Below are 19,998 nucleotides of genomic sequence, written 5' to 3' on the forward strand. Positions count from 1 at the left end.
CCTCAGGCGCGCGCGCCCAGCGAGCGCACCATCTGCGGCACGAGCGCCGCATCGTCGTCGCCCTGCGGTGGCGCCACGTCGTTCAGCGCGAAGCCGCGCGCGAGCGCGTCGTCTTCGTCCAGGCCATCGAAGGCCACGAATTCGGCATCGAACAGCGCCGCGCGGGCGCTGTCCTCGCTGTCGTAGGGCAAGGTGTTGCCGTCGCTGTCCAGCACTTCGGCCGTGCCCGCGTCCAGCACCCGCAGGCGCGCCCAGATCAGGGTGCGGCCGAGCGAGGCCAGGTACCAGTCTTCACGCAGGAACGGGTTCATGCGAACGCCTCCGCCCACAGGGCCAGCAGGCCGGCCATCGCCAGGCCGAACAGGATCACGCACAGCGAGATCCGCGCCGGCGTGGCCAGCCCCGACAACGACGGATCGGGAATCGCCCGGTAGCCGCCGCCGAGCAGCCAGCGCAGGGCGACGGGCTTGAGGAACGCGCCTTCGCCCCACTGCGCGCCAAGCGTGCCGTGGCGGTCGCGGACGTGGACCAGGGTCAGCGGCCAGAAGATGACGAAGGCGCAGAACCCGGCGATCGCCACGCCGACGAAGCAGAGCGCGAAGAACAGGATCATCAGAACTCCGCGGTGCCCGGCGCGCGCGGGTAGGCGATCGCGTCGCGGATGTTGGCCAGGCCGCAGACGTACACCACCAGGCGTTCGAAGCCGAGACCGAAGCCCGCGTGCGGCACGCCACCGTAGCGGCGGAAGTCCCGGTACCACTGGTAGTGCTCGGGATCCAGGCCGAACTGCGCCATGCGCGCGTCGAGCACGTCCAGGCGCTCTTCGCGCTGGCTGCCGCCGATGATCTCGCCGATGCCGGGCGCCAGCACGTCCATCGCGGCGACGGTCCGGCCGTCGTCGTTCAGGCGCATGTAGAAGGCCTTGATGTGCTCGGGGTAGTTCATCACCACCACCGGGCGGCCGACGTGTTCCTCGGTCAGCCAGCGCTCGTGTTCGGTCTGCAGGTCCAGGCCCCATTCGACCGGGAAGTCGAACTTCTTGCCCGCCTTCTGCAGCAGGCCGATGGCATCGGTGTAGTCGATCCGCTCGAACGGCGCATTGATGAACGATTCGAGCCGGGTGACGGCATCTTTCTGCACGCGCTCGGCGATGAACGCCATGTCGTCGGCGCGCTCGGTCAGCACCGTGCGGAACAGGTACTTCAGGAAGTCCTCGGCGAGGTCGGCATCGGCCGTCAGGTCCGCGAAGGCGATCTCGGGCTCGATCATCCAGAACTCGGCCAGATGGCGCGTGGTGTTGCTGTTCTCGGCGCGGAAGGTCGGGCCGAAGGTGTACACCTTGCTGAGGCTGAGGCAGTAAGCCTCGACGTTCAGCTGGCCGGAGACGGTCAGGAAGGTCTCCTTGCCGAAGAAGTCGCGCGAGAAGTCCACCTCGCCCTTGCCGTTGCGCGGCAGGTTGGCCAGGTCCAGCGTGGACACGCGGAACATCTGCCCGGCGCCTTCGGCATCGGACGTGGTGATGATCGGCGTACTGATCCAGTAGAAGCCCTGCTCATGGAAGAAGCGGTGCACCGCTTGGGCCAGGCAGTGCCGGATGCGGGTGACCGCGCCGAAGAGGTTGGTGCGCGGGCGCAGGTGGGCGAACTCGCGCAGGTATTCCAGCGAGTGCTGCTTGGGCTGCATGGGGTAGGTGAGCGGGTCCTCGACCCAGCCGACCACCTCGACCGACGAGGCCTGGATCTCGTAGCTCTGGCCCTGGCCCTGGGACGCCACCAGGGTGCCCGTGGCGACCACCGCGCAGCCCGTGGTCAGGTGCTTCACCTCGGATTCGTAGTTGGCCAGCGTATCGGTCGCGACCACCTGGATCGGCGCGAAGCACGAGCCGTCGCTGACGTTGACGAAGGACAGGCCCGCCTTGGAATCGCGCCGCGTGCGCACCCAGCCACGCACCGTGACTTCGCCGCCGGCCGGGAGTTTGCCCGCCAGCGCATGTTCGACGCTCACCACCGTCATGGCTTGAATCCTTCGGTAACAGTCTTATTTATGGAACGCGGAGTTTAGCAAGAGCCGCGCGGCCGACGGCGCACCCGCGGCTATAATCGTCCCGTCGAACAGGAGCTTCCCATGGCCATCACCCTCACCCCCGTCGCCCTCGAACGCGTGCAGCGTTTCGTCGCGCAGACGCCGGGCGCGCTGGGCCTGCGCTTCGGGGTCACCCGTACAGGCTGCTCCGGCTGGGGCCACGTGGCGGATCTTGCCCGCGACGAGCGCGAGGGCGACACCGTGTTCGAATTCGGTGGCGTCCGTATCTACGTCGATGCCGACAGCCTGCCGCTGGTCGACGGGACCGAGATCGACTTCGCCAAGCAGGGACTGTCCGAGACCTTCACCTTCCGGAACCCCAATGCGGCCGCCGAATGCGGCTGCGGCGAGAGCTTCACGACGACCGCCGCATAAGGTCCCAAGGGGTCCCGCCAAGGACCTATATATATCCGGATATCAGCTACTTATGTAGCCATTGTGTTCCGTGAGTCACCTTGACGGCTCACCCTTGCGGGGGCAAATATGGGGGCACGGCCCCGGGTTCGGGGTAGTCATGCCCCCAAATTCCCGGCGAGGATGCCCCCACCATGGCGACCAACAAGCTCACCTCGGCACGTGTCCGCACCGCGCCGGCGGGCAAGCATTTCGATGGCGACGGCCTTTACCTCGAGGTCATGCCCAACGGCTCGCGCCTTTGGCGGCTGAAATATCGCTTCGGGGGAAAGGAGAAGCGCCTGGCGTTGGGTGCCTCGCATGAGGTCGGACTCGCCGAGGCCCGACGCCGCCGAGACGAAGCCCGCGCCCACCTGCGCGATGGACGAGACCCTAGCGACGTGCGACGCACCGAGCGCGTGGCTGCCGCTGTCAAAGCTGCGAACAGCTTTGAAGTCGTGGCACGCGAATGGGTTGCGACGCGTGGCGCGCGCTGGTCGGAGCGCCATCGCGAGAACCTGGTCGCCCAGCTCGAGCGGGATGCGTTCCCGCGTATTGGTGGCCGCCCGGTGTCGGATCTGTCCGCTGCCGAGGTCCTGGCGGTCCTGCGCGAGGTCGAGCGCCGCGGGTCACTGGATAGCGCAGGGCGCCTGCTGCAGCGGGTCCGCGGCGTCCTGAACTTCGCGGTAGCCACCGCGCGAGCCGAATCGAACCCGGCGCGCGACCTAGAGGGTGCTTTGACGCCACCGATGCGCCGGAACTTCGCCGCGCTGCCGCTGGCCCGCGTGGGTGCGTTCCTTGCCGCACTGGACGATTACCCCGGGCAGCCCGAGACGCGCATCGCGCTACACATGCTGCTCCTCACCTTCGTGCGCTCGGGGGAGCTGCGTGGCGCACGCTGGAGCGAGTTCGACCTGGCTGCCAAGGATGACCATGGCGAAGCGGCGCCTACCTGGTCGATTCCCGCCGAGCGCATGAAGAATCGCCGGCCGCACGTCGTGCCGTTGGCTCCCACGGTGGTCGAGCTGCTCGGACAGCTACGGGAGCTCACTGGCAGTGGGGAGTTCCTGTTTCCGCACCGCATCCGCCCGCGCACGCCGATGGGCGACTCGACGCTACTCGCAGCCCTGCAGCGCATGGGATTCGGCGACGTGACGGCGCATGGATTCCGGGCGCTCGCGTCGACCGAGCTAAACGGCCTCGGCTTCCGCGCGGATGCGATCGAGCGGCAGTTGGCTCACGTCGAAGCGAACAAGATACGCAGCGCCTACCACCGCACGACTTATCTGGACGAGCGCCGGACCATGATGATCGCGTGGGCTGACCTGATTGAGGGGCAGCGCAACGGAGCAGGGAAGGTGGTGCCGTTTCTGCGCGTAGTCGGTTGAGATGCGTCAATGACAGTCGCTCGACCTGCATTAACTGCAATCTAGAGCTCCTCACCATTACGTAGTCAACGCTAGACGACCTTTACGGAACCACAGCGCGGTAGCCCATCGAAAAAAGCTAGGAGGCCGGACGGGCCTCTCGTCGGAAAATGCATAGGTTCAAGATAGCCCAAATGGCAGCCAATGGGCCATACGCGTAGTAGGAGTACTCATGGAGTCCATAGTGTCCAACATGCGTGTAGATCAATATCGACTCAACAATCTCGAGCACTGAGAGGAGCGCCAAGCAACAGGCCGCCACGAGCCAGCGCCTACCAGCCCTTCTCCATACAGGAAGAAGTGTTGCCGCAAGTAGGGCGCTAAGCGCGATCAGGATAGCTGCTACAGCTTTCGCATGGAAAGGCTGCTCAAGACTTTGGCCCGTAAGGACTTCTTGATGCAAACCGAAAAGCACCCAGACACCTGTAAGCAATGCCCGTCCAAGCAGAGCGATGTTACCGAGCAGTGTGATTGCTTTTAGCATACATATCCTTTTGATTCTCCTGATCTCTGTGAGCTAGGGCCAAATTATGGTCCGCCGCTTGCCTGCCCGTAGTACAGATCAACATAGGTCGGCACTCCTTGAGGCGTGGTTCCAGTCATTTGCCTGACGACGTGGTAGACATCAGGGAGTTTTAGCGTGAGGCCCTGATCACCGCTGGAAGGTCCGAACCCCGAAGAGTTTGGTCCACAGAACGAAAAGCACTTGTTGAATGGGTGAGTGTGATAAACAAAACGTATGTTCCACTCGGCTGGATTCAGACCCGCAATTGCAAACTGTCGTAGAACCTGCTCTTTAAAAGGCATGCTTTTATAGCCGAAGGATTGAGGCCAGATAGACCATTCGGAATCGAGGTGCAAGTAACGCATCTCAGCTCCGTCAAGACTCTCAATGCCCACCATTCCATACTCACGGCGGAAATAACCGTCGAAAGAGCTCTCCCAATAAGATGCCATACGCGCTTCAATGGCGGGGTATTTCTCCTTGAGCGCTGCAAAGCCTTGTGGGATCTCATCTGTATAGCTTCCGAACGCATTAGAGCCGCCTCCACTCAAGCTATCCTGGAGCGGCCGCTTAGCTAAGGCTCCTTGAATTGCGCCGGAGATCGCGCCATTGGCAAACTTCCCACCGGTGGCATCCGAAATGGTGCCGCCAACGATAGCGCCAACCACGGTACGCAAGAAGTCATTCTGAATATAGCCGACCTGCGGCATTACTAGTGTTGTCAGGCCCGCACTTACGAAGCCATTACCAAACTTTCCGCCCTGAATTTCTGCGGCCACGCCCCCGGCTAGTGCACTGATAGCGACTCTGCCGTAGGTGACTTCACCGCCGTAGTGCATATCAAGTCCGTAACCAACTGCTGCGGTGAATGCACCAGCAACAGCAGCTTTTCGAGCTTCCTTGGGCGATGCGCCGAATGTTCTCGCCAAGTCATAGCTGCCGCCGGCGGCGCATGCAATCGCCCAAGGGCCGGGCACGTAACTGCAGCCAACGCCCACTGCTAGGCCGCTGACATTTGGGCCCAGCATGCGCATAGCTCCGCGTATCAACCCTGCGCCAGGATTGAACAACGCTCGGCCAATCGAGAACATCCCGGTGGGATCGGTGTAAGCGAGTGGATTGTTGTAGACGTAGGTGTACGCATTCCAACTCTGACCATTTCCCGTCGATTGCACTAGTGGGTCAGCTTGTAAGAAGCGCCCAAGTTGCTGGTCATAGATGCGGCCATTCATGTGGGTGACCTGAGCGCCATCCACGTATTCGTGACCGGTGTAACCGCGCGGCGTGTAATTTGAAGCAGCGCCACTGCCGGACGGATTGCCATAGCTTCGGCGGTCGCCGAAGGTCGTGTAGTCAAGTGCTTCCGCTACCGTGCCATCTGGATTGGCGACACGGACCAGACTGCCGAGGTGGTCGTGGAACAGATATCGCGTGCTCTGCACGGCGCCGTTCGCAACGGTCTGCAGCGCTACGCCCGCTGCGTAGCGACGCGCGGTCTGCACACCGTTCTGGATTATGAACTCAACTCCGTCTACATAAAGAGTGGTAGTAGTACCATCAGTGCGCTTGTATCGCTTCCCATCGGGTCCATACCAGAAGCGGGTGGTCTGACCGTTCCCCAGCGCGATCTCATGCGCCCGACCACTCGCTGTGTAACTGATTGTGCGGTCGTTGGTCGTTCCGGGCGCGTCCCGCATAGTCTGGTTGCCGCGATCGTCGTAGTAGTAGAAGGTTGCATTGGACCCTGCACCTACCTGACTCACTGCATGTGGGCTACTTATAGCGGAGAATGCGGCTGCAGCCACTTTTACTGACTTAGTAGCGGCTTCTACTTTGTGCGAAGTATTCGGAGGTTCGCGTCCAACAAGGGGCGTCTCATTAAGCCGAGAAGAAGGCCCGTCATCCAAGCCGAGTCTGCCGGTTCCGTCACGGTGGGTCGTGGTGGCTACTACATGGCCTGAGGCGCTAACCTCTGTCACGCTGTTTCGAGCCTCCCTTAGAGGCACCGGCGTAAGCCGCGCGGCAAGCGAGGGGACGCCGACGGCTTGTGCCATCGGTAGCGCTCCCACGCATCCGTCAGCGCCAGGGTAGGCGTAGCCCAAGCCATCCTTGCTGCAAACATTGCCGAGCTGGTCGTAGGCATTAGTCAGCAAGACTTGGTTGACATACGAGCCATTGGCCATCATTAGTCGGCCTTCGACGACCCGATTCAGGCTGTCGTAGGTGAATTGCTCGAGGTAGCGGCCTTCTTTCTGGTGGGAGGACAGGTTGCCTGCCGCATCCCAAACGTAAGCTTCCTGCATAATGTTGCAGCTGATATTGCCGCCGCAAACCTCAGTAACACGCCCGCTTAGTGGATGATGTTGGCGGCGAACTTCCAGATTGGATTGTCCGCCTCGTATCTCGCGAACGACATTGCCCCAGGCGTCGGTTGCAAGCGTGCGTGTGTAGGTGTCAACAGTGTTGCCACAGGTGGCAGAGTTATCGACACCGTCACTTGCACATGAAGCCGCGGGACCACGATTGCCAAACTCGGTCTTGCTCCAGACGCCACTAGCGTCGCGCGATTTCCACGGTCGCCCTAGGGTGTCGTACTGCACTTCTGTGCTGAAGAACCCCTCCGCCAGCATCAGGAAGGTGCTGGTGGGTCGCCCCATCGCATCGTATGAGAAGTAGCGCGTGTAGTTGACTTCGGTGTTGCTTTGACCTGACCAAGAGGCGTACTGGCCAGTAATCGTCTCAGAGATCGGCAGCCCCGATGTATTATCGAAAGTGTCGTAGTCGGTGGTAGCTTGGGTTTCTACAACGCCGCCAGGTAGCTTGGCGGTGAAACGCCAAGCTCGGCCGCGCGCATCAATATCCCGTTCGGTGCGGTACCCCTCGTTGTCGGTCTGCGCAACCAGTTCGCCGAATGCGTTGTACTCAAAAGTCGTTGTGCCGGTATCGGGGTCGACCTGCTGGATCTTCCGTCCGAGAGCGTCATAGTCGAAGCTATTTGTGATTACACCGTTACCGGCGTCTCGCGTGACACTAACGAGGTTGCCGTCAGCTCGATAGGCGAACTGTGTGACGAAACCGCTTGCATCCTGTGTAGATGCCAACTCCCCCTTGCCGTTGCGTACTTGAATGCTCGGGTTGTTGCGCTCATCGATTGTGGTTGTAGCCAGGCCTGCATATTGAGAGACAACTTGGCTTCCATCGGCGGCCTGCACGAGTACTGGGCGACCCAGTAGGTCATATTGATTTAAGGCCCAGGCCCGACTGGGGCTACTGCAAACGCTGGTCACATCTGTGGGGCCAGTCGTTCCTGCGGTGCCGCTGAGGAAGAACGGGGTCGAAGTGCGAGATACCCGACCCACGCCGTCGTACTCCGTACATACGGCGGAAACGTCTTGGTCGCTCACGCCTACATTAAACGTTTCGGTTGCGGCCATAATGGGCCTGCCAAGAACGTCAAAGTACTTCCACTGCCGCGGTGCCGCTGTAGCAGCAGTTTGTTGGCGGAATACAGCACCGGTGGGGCAAGCTACCGCCTCGGGGCCAGTGGCACACCAGCGATAGGTGACGAGGCCAACCGACCCTCCATTGCCGGGCGTCGCGTACGGTGTGGTTTGAGTCCATGTGAAATAGTCTCGGCCGAGTCCACCCTTGATGACCAAGCTCCGCACGTTGTTTACGTCGAAGACAGTGGTGGCATCGCCGAACTCGTTCCGCGCAGCCACAAAACTGGTGCGGCGCTCTTGACCGCTGCCGCCATTGCCGAATGGCTCATAGGTGGCGACAGGGAAGCGGCCCTGTGCGTCGTACTCAACGCGCGAGTACCGCCGTTGCGCGTCCAGGGCTGAAGGACGGAATGCGAATCCGGTCAGCGAGCACCCTGTGGCCGGTGCAGCGCAGGAGACCGACTGTGTGCGATTCCCATAATCGTCGAGCGTGTGCGCGATCGCAGATGCAAGATTAGCAGGGCCGCCAGGTTGCGTGCGCTCTTCGGTCAGGAGGCCCGTGCCGTTCAGTCCAAGTGCATAGCTAAAGCCTGTGGTACGCACTACATCTGTATAGCCGGGGCGGCGATGCGTGACTGTACTGGCTGTTAGGCGGCCCAATCGCCAGTTAGTTGTGTCGTCACTGTAAGTGTTCTGCGTTATTTGTGTAGCAGTCAGTGTGAGCATGCCGGTATACGTATCGACTACCGTCTGGGTCACGTTGCCGTTGGCCCCATAGCTGAAAGCGCTGGCTATCTTGCTGGTGATCAAACCAGTAAACGGATCGCGTAGTGTTTCCTCTGTGCCCTGGGTGCGAACATGGATCGCGACTTGATTGGACAGCGTACTTGGCGCCATTTCCCAACTTTGCGTGCCATTGGAAAACCACTGTCCGCCAAGATCGGAATGTGCGATTCCAGGTCCGCTGAAGCAGGCGTTGTTGGGCACTGTTACCAGACAGGTGGGAACAGTGTATGAGCCCGAGATCGCCTTCTTGAGGGTCTGCATCGGCAAGCCGATGAAAGGGAAATTTTGGGCATAATGTGTCGTCGTGACGACGTGGCCGCCTGACTGGTTTGGGTCAATTGTCTCGATCGTTCCGAATCCCAGAAAGCCACGCCCACCGGCCTGGATACGACCGTTTGCGTAACGATAGTAAAGATTAGCCATGGCTCCGGTGTCGCCCGCGCGGGGCGCGCTGCTGGAGGCGCGAGCTACCACATAGCTCGACGTCAGCATGTCTTGGACGGGCGCGCCACGGCCCCAGTTCGCATTGTTTCGCGAACCGGTATTGCGCCGATACACCGCACTGTTCGTCAGCGGGGCGTATTGCAATTGCGTCACGGCACCCAAGCCGTTGGTGACAGTCGTGATCACATCGCGCGGCTGGAAGGTCTGCGGGCCGCGCGAGACGGCCAGCCCGACGTTGCTGCCGGAGAAATCCAAGGCGAGGAAGTCCAGATTGCCATCGCCGTCGGTGTCACTGAAGATCGGCACGCGCTGCTGCTGGTTGCAGCCACTGCCTTGGCAAAGCCGCGCATTGCCTCCTGGTAACGCTGTCCCGCTAGCGAAACCGCCCTCCGGTAACGCCCGACGCATCGCGTACGCCTTGTAGCTGCCGTAGTTGACCAGATACAGCATGTCGGCCCGACCATCGCCGGTTACATCGACAAAACGCGCCTGGTCGCGGTAGTCGCTCAGGGTCAGGATGCCGCCATGCAGGAAGCCTCGGCCCGTGTTAAGCGCGTAGGCCCAGTCGCCCGAGGCCGTGCCACGTAGCAGACGATCGGACAGGCCATCCCCGTTGAGGTCGGCAAAAACGATGGCATAGGGGTTGCCGCTGGATACCACGTCGTAACCGCTCAGCAGGAGCGCGTTCGCGTCCTGGGTATCGACGGTCAGGGCGTACAGGTCATCGGAGCGTACTTGTTCCCAGCACGGATCGGGGGGCGCAGCCAGCATGGAGGCTGTCGGCTCATCCGGATCCTCATAGCGGCTGATTACGCCCCTGGACGACACGGCCGCCCCGCGCCGAAACTCGGGCTCTCGCTCGCAGCCCGGGAAATTGGTCCAGAGCTCGGCCTGCGTCGTGATGCGAATCAACAGGTCCGAGGCGGCATCGCCGTTGAAGTCGACCATCTGGAGGAAGCCAGTCTTGGTCGTCGGCGTCCCGGAGATTGTGCGCTCACAATTGCGTACGTCTGGATTGAATGGATCGTCGCATCCCAGCGCGATGGGCCCCAGCGTGCTCTCATCCACCACGGTGGTGCGCTCGCTCCCCCAAACGAACGCACCCGCTTGTCGTTCCATCAACCGGGCGCGCAGCCCGCTAGCACCGGGATAGACGATATCGGTCAAGCCGTCGCCATTGAGATCGGCCAGTTGCACCTGCGAGGTCTCCGCCTCGGCCGAAGCAATCACTGGTGACAAGCCGGCGATCAGGTTGGTGGTCATGTCAAAGTGCGTGCCATTGGACGGATGCACGCGCCAGCCTTGCCCGGTATAGCTGGAGACGAAAAGGTCATCCAGGCCATCGCCGTTGTAGTCCAGCAGGTGCCAGGCGCCATCGCCTCGAGCGGTGATGTTGGCCGGCACGCAGTTGAAGGTCGTACTACCGTAGGTGGGGCGGCCAGCGCCATCTTGTGTACCAAGCATACTGACGATCCAGCTGCCGCCCTGGCAGCCGGTGCCGGCCAGGTAAAGCACCGCTAGGTCTTGACGTCCATCGCCATTGATATCGCCGACCTTGAAACCCTTGAAGTGATCGGTAGCCAGCGACAGGTTCGCAGGCGTCTCATAGCTGGTGAAACTGTGACTGGCCGTGCTCCAACCGAACAACGTGGCAGCGGAGCAGACCGCTGCTGAACTGCTCCGGCACTCCTGCAAACCAATCAAGGTGTCCTGCTGACTGCCAGATGGGGACGGCGCGTAGGTGAGTAAGACATGCCGAACTTGATCGTCCGCGCCCGTGCAAGCCACCGTGGCGCAGCTGGTGATGCTCTCCAGGCGCTGTGTCGTGGCGACCACACCACCGGCCACATAGCCACGGCTCCATTGCGCAGTGGGCAGCGTGGTGTAGTTGAACTGGACTTTGGCATACGGCGCGCTCGCGCCAGTGGATTGGCCGGCCAGCGCGGCACGACCGGTGTAGCGCACTTCGCGCACATGGATCTCACCAGTATTCGCCGCACCCGGATTCTCGTTGTAGAGATAGTCAATGTAGTTGCCAGTGGAGTCCTGGAAACGCGTCTGGACCCACAGCATGGCCGCGCCAGGGCTAAGCGGTGAGGTAGTCTCCACATAGCCATCTGGGCGCGTCGCCCCGCCAGTACTGCTGTCCCGATCGCCGTACCAGCTGATCGAACCATCCTTGCGTTCGACGGTGAAGAACGCGGGGCCGGTGCTGCTGCCGGCGGCGCTGTAGGCGCATATGCGGCTGAAGCTCTCGAGTTCGGTAGCATGCGCCACCCCACTCATCCCGCCGGCGGAAGGACACGTCGTTGACGAAGGCAGCAGACGCTGGCCATCCAGACAATAGCGGTCACTAGTGCTGAAATTGACCGGCCGCGGATTGCCGTCCGGTGTGGCAGCGCCGAGGAAGTCGCCGCCTTCGCGCGTGGCGCGGCAGCGACTGATCGAGGACAGCCCACCTATAGACCAGCCCTTGCCCAGCGCTCCGTAGCCACCCTGACTCGAATAGCTTAGGGAGAGCTTTGGGACCACACCAGCCGTACCAGGTACGGTGTACAGCGGCACGCTGTAAGTGGCCGCGCCGGACTCATCGACGCGGAACTCGGCGCCGGTGGCAGACACTGCATCCGATACGGGATCCGGCGAAGCCAGGACCCCCGGCGGATTGTTGCCGCCCATAACTTGCGCGACAACCTCGAATACGAAAGCGCCGAAGGGCGCGAGGATGAGGCTGGCCACCAGCAGCAACAGGGTGGCGGCACCGGCGGATACGCGCGACGAGCTCTGGTCAGGCATGCGGAACTCCGTTTCCGCGATGGACTGTGCCCGCGCGGTTCATCACGGTGGCAACGACAATCCCTGTTGAAGCCTTACTGCGACCGGCCCGTACCGGGATTGCAGACCGCGAGATCGGTCGTTCCCCTAGCTCGCGTGGCGGCAGTATCCGCACACTTCTGGTCGGTTCGCAACGGGATATTTCGGTAAATTCGTGTACTAGTGTTGGGGGCGCTTCCGAAAGCTGCGTTTGCGTCTTGTTCGGCAGTTTCCACAGTTTGTTGAGGTATGCCGGGCAGGGCTTTGGCGCCGGCTCGGCCTATGCGGTGGCTATAGGAAGGAGAGGTATGGACGGGGGGTTCCATGCTGAGGACCGGTTGAGTCCGCGCAATTGGTCGGCTGAAGCGGGTTGAGACGAGCCACTTCTCGGGGACTATATGCGCGTGTCGGGAAGTCGCGTGAAGTTGCGGGAATCTGAAAAAAAAAGCGATTGACGGGCTACATCTCGTGGTTAAGGTGGGTCGTACCTTCGAACAAAGAGGTACACCATGAAGTCCCCACTGTCGGCCACCACCGCAGCACATGTTCGCGAAGGTGAGCGCCTTCTGCGCTTGCCCCAAGTCCTCGCAATCATCCCCGTTTCTCGCACCGAGTGGTATCGGCGCCTCGCGTCCGGTGAGGCTCCGCAGCCCGTGGAACTTGGCCCCCGGGCTCGCGCTTGGCGCCTATCCGACGTCAACGATTACCTGGTGCGCATCGCTGCGCGCGATCGCTCGCAAGTCGGAGCCGTCACGAAGTGAACCCCCGGCAACCCTTCAATCAAGGATTGCCGAGGGTCGGAGTGATGGCCAAAGTCATGCGCATGTTCTTTATGACGCGCGTCCAAAGCCTTGACGGCCATCGCCCACGCAGGGTGGTCGCATGAACGATTCCCGTCGAAGCAATCGCAAGCCAGTCCCACCCGTGCCCGTCCTGCAGGCGGTCGACCTGACGGACCTATCGAAGGCGACGCCTCCGACCGCTGATTACGTCATCTCGGGTCTGCTGCCCTCGGCACTGGTCCTGCTTGGTGGCCACGGTGGTGCGGGCAAGTCGATTATTGCGCTGGTCATCGCGGTGCATGTGGCCGCTGGCGTGCCCTTCGCTGGTCATCCGGTACGTAGTGGCCGCGTGGTGTTCGTGTCGCTGGAAGACCCAGCGCAACTGCTGCGGTGGCGCGTGCGCAGGGTGTGCGATGCGTTCGGGTTGGACGCCGCGACGGTTGTTGAGAACCTTCTGATCCTGGACGGCGCGGACATCGAGGCGTCACTTGTGGTCGAAGAGATCGACGAGGGACGCCGGCGGATGGTGCCCACGATCACCATGGTCGAGATTGCTGACGCGGCGCGCTACGGGGCGGTCCTGGTCATCATCGACAACGCCAGTGACGCCTTCGATGGAAACGAGAACGACCGGCGGCAAGTACGCGCGTTCATGCGTGCGCTTGCCCAATTGGGACGCGACGCCGGGGCCGCGGTCCTTTTGCTTGCCCACATCGACAAATCGGCCGCCCGCTACGGCGCGCTTGGCAACTCGTACTCCGGCTCGACCGCCTGGCACAACAGCGCCCGCTCGCGCTTCGTCGTTACGACCGAGGATGGACTGGTCGTGCTCAAGATGGAAAAGAACAACCTGGGCCGGCTTGCCGAGCCTCTCCACTTCCGATGGGATGATCACGGCGTTCTCATTCCGACGGCACCCGGAGATACGGCCGCCAACGACGACCGAGACCCGCACCTGGCTGCTGACAACGAGGCGATCATGCGATGCCTAGCTCGTGCGTTGCATGAGCGCAACACGGTGCCCACTGGCCGCACCGGGCCGAGCAATACCCACGCCGTGCTCAAGACTCATCCGGATCTGCCGGGCTGGGCGCAGAAGGACAAGAGCCGATTCTGGGCGGCTATCACGCGCCTGCAGCGGGTCGGCTGGATCGAGCGGGTCGAGTACACCACTGCGAGCCGCAACAGGTCGGAACGCTGGGCCATCGGACCCAAGGCGCCGGACCAGTTCACCCGGGTGCCCATCTGGGCGGGAGACGTCCCGTGATGCGTGCGTTCCCGCGCGTGCGTTTGTTCCCCCATACCCCCTGCGAAGGAACGCACGCAAGGGCGCGTCCCTTCGCGTGGGTTCAAACCCACGAAGAACTCACGAAACCCACGAGGGCACATCAATGACCAATACCCTGGACGCCGCCGACCTCGACACGGCCTTTCATGCCCTCGCGCGCATCGGCCGGCGCCGTGGTCGCCTCGATCCGACCATCGGCACGCTCGATCGTGCGCTGGTCGACTCACTTACTGGGCTGCAGGAACTACGCGCGCATCTTGACCGCGAAACCGTGGCTGCGGGCCTCGCCTCACCGTACATCGCCCGTCATCTGCAGCCGACCAGCTCGACACGCCTCGCTGCTGCCCAAGCGCAACAGGAACAGCGCGTCCACGAACTGGCCGCGCAGGTTGAACGCGAGCGCAGGAGCGCCGTGAATGGACGGCGGGGATGGGCGGATAGGGAGACGAGCGCGCCGTGATAGCCGGCCTGCTAGCCGTCCCCCTGATGTCGCGGGTCCTCCCTGAGGGGGAGGGGGTGACGGGGGACGGAGACCGCCCGGCCTCACTACATGAACCCGCCGACGAATTTCAGACCGATTCCGCCGCCACGGGCGGCAACAACGAGGAGCAACAGCAATGAACGCAACACGATCCACCCTCCAGGCCGGCGCAATGCAGGCCGGCCAGTCCCTGGACGCGGGAGCTGCGGCGCTGCAGCGCGCGCGAGCCATCCTCAATCATGCCGCCGCCAATGAAGCTCCGGACCTGGCGTTGCAGTTGGCTGCGGGAAAGATGCCGACCGAAGCCGCCGTGACCGCGCTGGAAAAGGCGACGGCGCCCACCGACCTGATCGCCACCGCCAAGGCCATGGGCCTGGCCTGACCAAGGAGATGAAGATGACGAACAACCGATCGACGGCTCGAGCCGGCCACGTACAGGCGGGACATACCCTCGACCAAGAGGCGGCAGCCCTGCCGCTTGCCGACCTGCTGACGCCCCGCACGGTGGCCGAAGCCGATGACGCATTGGCACTGATCGCTGCGCGCCTGGAGCCCGCCAACGACGCGGTCGCCGCTCACGCTGAGGGCCGAGATGATGCCCTGCTGGCCGGAACCGAGGCCGAGCATGACGCACGTGGTCAGCGCCTCGCGGACGAAGCCCGCCGGCTGACCGTGGCTGCCGAGCGGCTCGCCGTCCGGCGTGAGGAGCTGATCGCCACCGAGAAGCGCTCCCGCGCCGAACGCGATGTCCAGCAAGGCCGCGATGCTGCCCAGCGCGCAGAGGACCTGACGCTCAAGTACCAGGGCTTGGCGCACCAACTCGCCGAGGTCCTGGCCGAGCTTCCTGGATTGCACGTGCAGGTGGAGCGCGCCCGGCGCACTGCGCGGGAGCATGACCTGCCGACGGATGGCCTCGTGCTTCCTCACGAGACGCGCAGCCGCTCAGCGGAATTTGAGACGGAGGAGGTCGAGGTGGTCCAACACGGTCCACGCGTCACCGATGCCTCCGGCCGTAGTGTGCAAGCGGGCCCGCAGGAGCCCGTGGCGCGCTTCACCCGTAGCGAGAGCCGTATGGTCCGTCCCCAGGTCAGCGCCGCCAATCTGACCACGGTACACATCGAGCTGCCCGCGATCGACGGTGGCGCGGCGATCGTGTCTCAGGGCCCGGACCGCCGTTGATGGCAACGAAGGCGGCCACCGTTGCCCATTGGCCGGATACCGCCACGGCGGACCAGCTCGGCGCGCTGCTGCAAATAAGCGGCCGGCGCGTTCGCGAGCTGGCCGCCGAGGGCGTGTTCCCTCGTGCGGCCAGCGGGCGCTACGCGGTGTTGCCATGCACCCATGCGTTCATCGCGAGCCTACGCACCCGGGAGAAGGCAAAACCGGGCCCCGATCCTCAGGTAGCCGCCGCTGCACTGGACGGCAGGCAGCAGCGCGCACGCCTGGCGAAGTTGCAGGCCGATCGCGTCGAGCTGGAGATCCAGCGTGAGCGCGGGCGGTTGGTGGACGCCGAGGCGATCAAGGTCGCCTACGTCACCCTCGTGACGCAGGCGCGCAACCGGTTGCTGGCAGTGCCCGGCGCCGCGAAGGGCCACATGCCGCACCTCACGGTCGATGAGGTCGAAATGCTAGAGGGGTTGATCGCCGCCGCGCTCGAGGAGGTCGCTGACGGTGACGACGAGGATGACGCGGAGGGCGAGCCATGATCGAGGGAGCCCCGGGAACGCTGCAGCACACGCGCCACGCCTTCCGAGATGCGCGCCGAGCCATGGCCGCTGCGGTGCTGGCCGGCGACCGCCGCGCCACAGTGGCTGCCGCCTGGGCAGTCCTGCGTGCCGCGGATCGACTGCGCGCGGTCAACGCCTGCCCGAGCGCCCGCGATCGCCGCACGCGAGTCCGCTGGCGCCGCTGGGCGTTGGCCGCGCTGCGGCGCGATCCGCCCGATTTCGGGCTGCTGCGGCGAGCCATGCAGTTAAGCGCTACCGGAATACCCGAGAACATTGAGTAGCGATTCAGTGACGTGGCGGCTCAATCCAATGACACGCGCCGCTGGCGCCGAGGAGATCTAATGAACATGACCGACACCGCGGGCCGGGATCGGCTCTATTTCCAGCGGCAGCGCGCGCTGCTGGCCACCGTCCACAATGCTTGGGCAGATGCGACGGCTGCATCCGACGAGCTGCGCAGCCGCCTAGAGGATCTCGACGAACTGGCGGAAGCTATCGCCTTTGAGGTGACAGACTCCGGCGTCCAGCATCGCTACAGCGGCCAGCCCGTGCCGTGGATGCAGCAGCGGATCGGAGACCATGTGAAAGCGGTGCGCATCGCAGCCGAGCGCTTACGTCTCGCTGCCGACGACTTGCACGACTCGGCCAATGACGCCGGCGGTATGCCAAGGCTCGCCCATGTTGCGATCGGCCATCGGGCGCTCGTTGCTGAGGCGGTGCGCGTGGTCGCCTCGCATCGCCCGGATCGGGAGCTCGAGCAGGTGGACTGGAAGCGCGTTGACGCCGTGGTCGCGGGCATCGAGCGCCTGGAGGAGCGCGACGCGGCCGAGCTGCGCGAGGAATTGGAAGCCGATCTGCGAGACCACGACCAGCGGCTCGCGGATCTGCGCGCGAGTGGTCTCGACAAGCTAGCGGAGCGAATCGACAGAGATCCGCGCCTGCAGCGCGCTCTCGCGACGATGCGTGAATTTGTGGGCGCCTGACTCTCTCACCAGGCGCTAGCTATCGCCACCACCGGAGCAGCGAGCGCTAGGACGAGCTTCATCGCCTGAGTGACCTCACCGCACCCCAGCGTTCTTTTACGCGCGCATTCGGTATGCGGCCGCGTAACGCGTGGCCGCTGGGGGTCACGGGCCGGGCGACTTGGAAGCGATCGAGGACGACCTACGCACCGCGTTGGCAGCCACCGTGCGCGACACTAGGCTAACGGCACGCGGAGTCCTAAGACTCCACGAGGTCACCGCCGCCAACCTGCGCGAATCAGGACAAGCGACCACCGCTGGGCGCATCGAGCACGAAGGGCGGCACCTGTTGGCGGAGCTGCAACGCCTCGTCGAGGCGGTGCAGTCGCCAAGCCATGGGTCGTCTGGTGGAGCGCGTCCAATTTGAAGGCAGGGAACAGCTAGCGTTGAGCCGGGCGGCCGCTCAGGCTGGATGCGCATCCGAGCCTAGCGGCCCCATTAGTTGACAAAGACCGAATCTAGCTCTAAAAGGGACTTTACAAATCACCTTCAGAGCACAGTCAGATGTCAGATTTGGCAACTCCCGAAGAATTCTCCCCGGAGCTCAGCTCCTATCGGCTCAGCATTGTGGGCGAGTTGATGCTCGACGTGCTTGCCAAAGCGATCCTCGCGACGAGCACCCAGTATGACTGCGCCTACTCTCGTGGGGCGCTCTCTTGGGCATGGATCAAGAATGCTCTCCTGGCGCTGGCTGGCTCCCGTGCTCACGATTGGTTGACGATCCGGCACGCAGGCAATGACTTGGTTATAGGTGTTGGTAGCTACCCGGTCCGGTTCTTCATCGACGATCACGCCAAACCGCGCAAACCTCGCGTGTTGAACCCTACGGACGGCGAAAGCTGTCAGTTGCGTTTTAATTTTGCCATCCAGCCGGATACGACGCCCGTGCTCTGGCGCTTCATCGTCGAGCGTGCGATGACCGAAGAAGATGAGAATCGGGTCTTCTTCGTTGGGTACAACGCCATCGGCGAGGTCGTGGCTAAGTGGCAGTTCACCGAGTCTGTCCGTGCGTTCCGGGCAACTGACGATGAGATCCCGGCTGCTGCCGAGTTGCCGCCGATCACTCTGGCGCCTATTTACGACGACGCTGTCGATAGTGAAGAATCGCCGACCGAATCGCCTGGACAGGAAGAAGGTTTTGACGATGGGCGTCGCGCTGGCTAACACATTCAACGGCGGTCAACTTCGGCTCGCGCGACACTACTGGGGGGCGACTCTGCAAGAGGTGGCAGATGCCATCGGTAAGACGCGTCAGTTCGCTTCCCAACTAGAGACAGGCAAAGCGAAGCCCAGTATTGACGACCCCGTCGTGTATGCGCTGGCAGAAATGCTCAAGGTCGCGCCGCAGTTCTTTTTCAAGCCAACTGGGCGCCAGATCGCCGAGGAACAGGCCCACTTCAGGAAACTCTCGACCACAAAGGCCAGCACTAAACATACGGTGCTGGCTCGGGGTTCTGTTTTCGATGAGGTCGTGGAATATATCGACAAGCGTGTTCGACTGCCGGCGGTAGACTTTCCAGACTATTCAGGCGCTGAGACGGCTGAGGAGATTGAACGCGCAGCCGAGCGCGTTCGAGCTCATTGGGGACTGGGCTTAGGGCCGATCGCTCACATGGTGCGAGTCGTGGAGCGTGCAGGTGCCGTGGTTGCGTTCTTTCGCGAGGCTTCCACTGAAGTGGATGCGCTTTCGATTACGTCGCGTCGCCCTGTTATCGTGCGAAATGACGCGAAGCGTAGTCCTTTCCGTCAGCGTTTCGATATAGCACATGAGCTCGGTCACTTGGTTCTTCACGAGGGCCATGTGACCGGAGATCGAAAGACTGAAGGTGAAGCGAATCGTTTTGCGTCCGCCTTCCTATTGCCGCGCTCGACTTTTTTGAAGGTGTTCCCGAAGCGGGGTGGGCGTCTCGATTGGGCGGGTATTCGCGATCTGAAATTGACCTTCATGGTTAGCAAGGCAGCGATCCTTTATCGAGCCAAATCTCTCGGGCTGCTCGATGATGCGCAGTACAAAAGCGCGGTCATCACTCTGAAGAATCGAGGTGAGGCAATTGAGGAGGCTGAGGATGCGCTAGTGCAGAAAGAGGAGGGCGAGATCATTGTCCAAGCCCTAGCTGTCCTCATCAATGGTCATGGCATCGGGCTGCCGAAGCTCGCCAGTGACCTGGGCGTAACACCGGAGTTTCTAGCAAAGATAATCACGATTCCTGCTCAGCATCCTAGTCCTCCTCGCCCCGGACTGCGGGTAGTGAAGTAGAAACCCTATGAACATCAGCGGCTGGGATTGGGTTGCAGCGTATGCAGCACTTGTGTCGACAGGTGCTCTAGCACTCGAAGTGCGCCGCTGGTTTGAATCAGGCGTCAGACTTCGGCTTTCACAGATGTCTCCTGCGCTGGTTGTGGGCGATCCTTTGGTGCCAAAGGACGCAAGATACCTTGCGGTGTTCGTTTCAAACTATGGCGACAGAGCAACAACGATAGAGAATCTGGGCCTACTTGAGTTCAAGGGAGCCTTCTGGTGGTGGAAGCGGCTTCGTAACAAGCCCACTAAGTCAGGAATCACTCCGAATCCCGCTCTGCCGGGGCGTCAGCCAGTCTTGCCAGCTTTGCTGGAGCCCGGTCAGCGTTGGCAAGGTCACATAGACTGGATCGCGGTAAAGCAGTGGCTGGATGAATGTGACGGGAAATTGTGGGTGGCTGTTTGGTACAGCAGCCGAACGCGCCCAGTCATGATGCGAGTAAGAAGCTCGAAAGATTAGTGGTTCGGAGGGAATGCTGAACTAGGTGTTTTCTTAGAGCGTTTG

Annotated in this window: 16 protein-coding genes; 12 read left to right on the forward strand and 4 right to left on the reverse strand. The window is 62.5% G+C overall.

All coding sequences use genetic code 11. The annotated features are described in order from the left end of the window. Positions 1 to 2: 2 nt before the first annotated feature. Genes BLT45_RS09500 through asnS form a run of 3 tightly spaced genes read right to left on the reverse strand, consistent with a single transcriptional unit; the run spans position 3 to position 2,013 of the window. The gene (locus tag BLT45_RS09500; protein ID WP_093297912.1) at positions 3 to 311 is read right to left on the reverse strand and encodes a hypothetical protein; all 309 of its coding nucleotides are present in this window, start codon (positions 309 to 311) and stop codon (positions 3 to 5) included. After that, positions 308 to 613, reverse strand: a complete 306-nt coding sequence (locus BLT45_RS09505; protein ID WP_093297915.1) for a hypothetical protein — start codon at positions 611 to 613, stop codon at positions 308 to 310. Before BLT45_RS09505 ends, BLT45_RS09500 begins: the two co-directional genes overlap by 4 nt. Beyond that, entirely contained in the window at positions 613 to 2,013 is a 1,401-nt protein-coding gene (gene asnS / locus BLT45_RS09510; RefSeq protein WP_093297918.1) for an asparagine--tRNA ligase, read from the reverse strand. Before asnS ends, BLT45_RS09505 begins: the two co-directional genes overlap by 1 nt. Positions 2,014 to 2,124: 111 nt before the next feature. On the opposite strand from asnS, the gene BLT45_RS09515 reads away from it, so the two are divergent. Beyond that, positions 2,125 to 2,457: a HesB/IscA family protein gene (locus tag BLT45_RS09515; protein ID WP_093297922.1), complete on the forward strand. Its 333-nt coding sequence runs from the start codon at positions 2,125 to 2,127 to the stop codon at positions 2,455 to 2,457. A 173-nt stretch (positions 2,458 to 2,630) separates the two neighbouring features. Next, positions 2,631 to 3,863, forward strand: coding sequence for a tyrosine-type recombinase/integrase (locus tag BLT45_RS09520; RefSeq protein ID WP_093297925.1), 1,233 nt, complete (start codon positions 2,631 to 2,633; stop codon positions 3,861 to 3,863). 567 nt (positions 3,864 to 4,430) lie between these two features. On the opposite strand, the gene BLT45_RS09525 is transcribed toward BLT45_RS09520, so the two are convergent. Continuing rightward, the gene (locus tag BLT45_RS09525) at positions 4,431 to 11,876 is read right to left on the reverse strand and encodes a toxin TcdB middle/N-terminal domain-containing protein (protein WP_093297928.1); all 7,446 of its coding nucleotides are present in this window, start codon (positions 11,874 to 11,876) and stop codon (positions 4,431 to 4,433) included. 900 nt (positions 11,877 to 12,776) lie between these two features. On the opposite strand from BLT45_RS09525, the gene BLT45_RS09535 reads away from it, so the two are divergent. The 10 genes from BLT45_RS09535 (at position 12,777) to BLT45_RS18120 (ending at position 19,953) form a co-directional block, all read left to right on the forward strand. Further along, positions 12,777 to 13,943, forward strand: a complete 1,167-nt coding sequence (locus tag BLT45_RS09535; RefSeq protein WP_093297935.1) for an AAA family ATPase — start codon at positions 12,777 to 12,779, stop codon at positions 13,941 to 13,943. Between the two features lie 124 nt (positions 13,944 to 14,067). Beyond that, positions 14,068 to 14,424, forward strand: a complete 357-nt coding sequence (locus BLT45_RS09540) for a hypothetical protein (RefSeq protein ID WP_093297937.1) — start codon at positions 14,068 to 14,070, stop codon at positions 14,422 to 14,424. A gap of 157 nt (positions 14,425 to 14,581) precedes the next feature. Then, positions 14,582 to 14,827, forward strand: coding sequence for a hypothetical protein (locus tag BLT45_RS09545; protein WP_139187974.1), 246 nt, complete (start codon positions 14,582 to 14,584; stop codon positions 14,825 to 14,827). 14 nt (positions 14,828 to 14,841) lie between these two features. After that, a complete protein-coding gene (locus tag BLT45_RS09550; RefSeq protein ID WP_139187975.1) occupies positions 14,842 to 15,624 on the forward strand; it encodes a hypothetical protein in 783 nt (260 codons plus the stop codon). Further along, complete coding sequence (locus BLT45_RS09555) at positions 15,624 to 16,151, forward strand: hypothetical protein (RefSeq protein ID WP_093297943.1); 528 nt, start codon at positions 15,624 to 15,626, stop codon at positions 16,149 to 16,151. The genes BLT45_RS09550 and BLT45_RS09555 overlap by 1 nt, the downstream gene beginning before the upstream one ends. After that, positions 16,148 to 16,453, forward strand: coding sequence for a hypothetical protein (locus BLT45_RS09560; RefSeq protein ID WP_093297946.1), 306 nt, complete (start codon positions 16,148 to 16,150; stop codon positions 16,451 to 16,453). The genes BLT45_RS09555 and BLT45_RS09560 overlap by 4 nt, the downstream gene beginning before the upstream one ends. A gap of 60 nt (positions 16,454 to 16,513) precedes the next feature. Then, positions 16,514 to 17,155 (forward strand): hypothetical protein, encoded by a 642-nt coding sequence (locus BLT45_RS09565; protein ID WP_093297948.1) that lies wholly within the window; start codon positions 16,514 to 16,516, stop codon positions 17,153 to 17,155. A 543-nt stretch (positions 17,156 to 17,698) separates the two neighbouring features. Beyond that, positions 17,699 to 18,358, forward strand: a complete 660-nt coding sequence (locus BLT45_RS09570) for a hypothetical protein (protein WP_093297950.1) — start codon at positions 17,699 to 17,701, stop codon at positions 18,356 to 18,358. Continuing rightward, positions 18,339 to 19,451, forward strand: coding sequence for an XRE family transcriptional regulator (locus tag BLT45_RS09575; protein WP_254771852.1), 1,113 nt, complete (start codon positions 18,339 to 18,341; stop codon positions 19,449 to 19,451). Before BLT45_RS09570 ends, BLT45_RS09575 begins: the two co-directional genes overlap by 20 nt. Before the next feature lie 7 nt (positions 19,452 to 19,458). Beyond that, entirely contained in the window at positions 19,459 to 19,953 is a 495-nt protein-coding gene (locus BLT45_RS18120) for a hypothetical protein (protein ID WP_139187976.1), read from the forward strand. Positions 19,954 to 19,998 lie beyond the last annotated feature (45 nt).

It is taken from the genome of Pseudoxanthomonas sp. CF385 (assembly GCF_900104255.1).
In the GTDB taxonomy this organism is placed as follows: domain Bacteria; phylum Pseudomonadota; class Gammaproteobacteria; order Xanthomonadales; family Xanthomonadaceae; genus Pseudoxanthomonas_A.

Coding starts and splice junctions, on each gene's coding strand:
- BLT45_RS09570 (WP_093297950.1), top strand. CDS start 17,699: ATGTCAGATTTGGCAACTCCCGAAGAATTCTCCCCGGAGCTCAGCTCC.
- BLT45_RS09505 (WP_093297915.1), bottom strand. CDS start 613: ATGATCCTGTTCTTCGCGCTCTGCTTCGTCGGCGTGGCGATCGCCGGG.
- BLT45_RS09500 (WP_093297912.1), bottom strand. CDS start 311: ATGAACCCGTTCCTGCGTGAAGACTGGTACCTGGCCTCGCTCGGCCGC.
- BLT45_RS09525 (WP_093297928.1), bottom strand. CDS start 11,876: ATGCCTGACCAGAGCTCGTCGCGCGTATCCGCCGGTGCCGCCACCCTG.
- asnS (WP_093297918.1), bottom strand. CDS start 2,013: ATGACGGTGGTGAGCGTCGAACATGCGCTGGCGGGCAAACTCCCGGCC.
- BLT45_RS18120 (WP_139187976.1), top strand. CDS start 19,459: ATGAACATCAGCGGCTGGGATTGGGTTGCAGCGTATGCAGCACTTGTG.
- BLT45_RS09535 (WP_093297935.1), top strand. CDS start 12,777: ATGAACGATTCCCGTCGAAGCAATCGCAAGCCAGTCCCACCCGTGCCC.
- BLT45_RS09520 (WP_093297925.1), top strand. CDS start 2,631: ATGGCGACCAACAAGCTCACCTCGGCACGTGTCCGCACCGCGCCGGCG.
- BLT45_RS09545 (WP_139187974.1), top strand. CDS start 14,582: ATGAACGCAACACGATCCACCCTCCAGGCCGGCGCAATGCAGGCCGGC.
- BLT45_RS09550 (WP_139187975.1), top strand. CDS start 14,842: ATGACGAACAACCGATCGACGGCTCGAGCCGGCCACGTACAGGCGGGA.
- BLT45_RS09555 (WP_093297943.1), top strand. CDS start 15,624: ATGGCAACGAAGGCGGCCACCGTTGCCCATTGGCCGGATACCGCCACG.
- BLT45_RS09560 (WP_093297946.1), top strand. CDS start 16,148: ATGATCGAGGGAGCCCCGGGAACGCTGCAGCACACGCGCCACGCCTTC.
- BLT45_RS09575 (WP_254771852.1), top strand. CDS start 18,339: ATGGGCGTCGCGCTGGCTAACACATTCAACGGCGGTCAACTTCGGCTC.
- BLT45_RS09515 (WP_093297922.1), top strand. CDS start 2,125: ATGGCCATCACCCTCACCCCCGTCGCCCTCGAACGCGTGCAGCGTTTC.
- BLT45_RS09565 (WP_093297948.1), top strand. CDS start 16,514: ATGAACATGACCGACACCGCGGGCCGGGATCGGCTCTATTTCCAGCGG.
- BLT45_RS09540 (WP_093297937.1), top strand. CDS start 14,068: ATGACCAATACCCTGGACGCCGCCGACCTCGACACGGCCTTTCATGCC.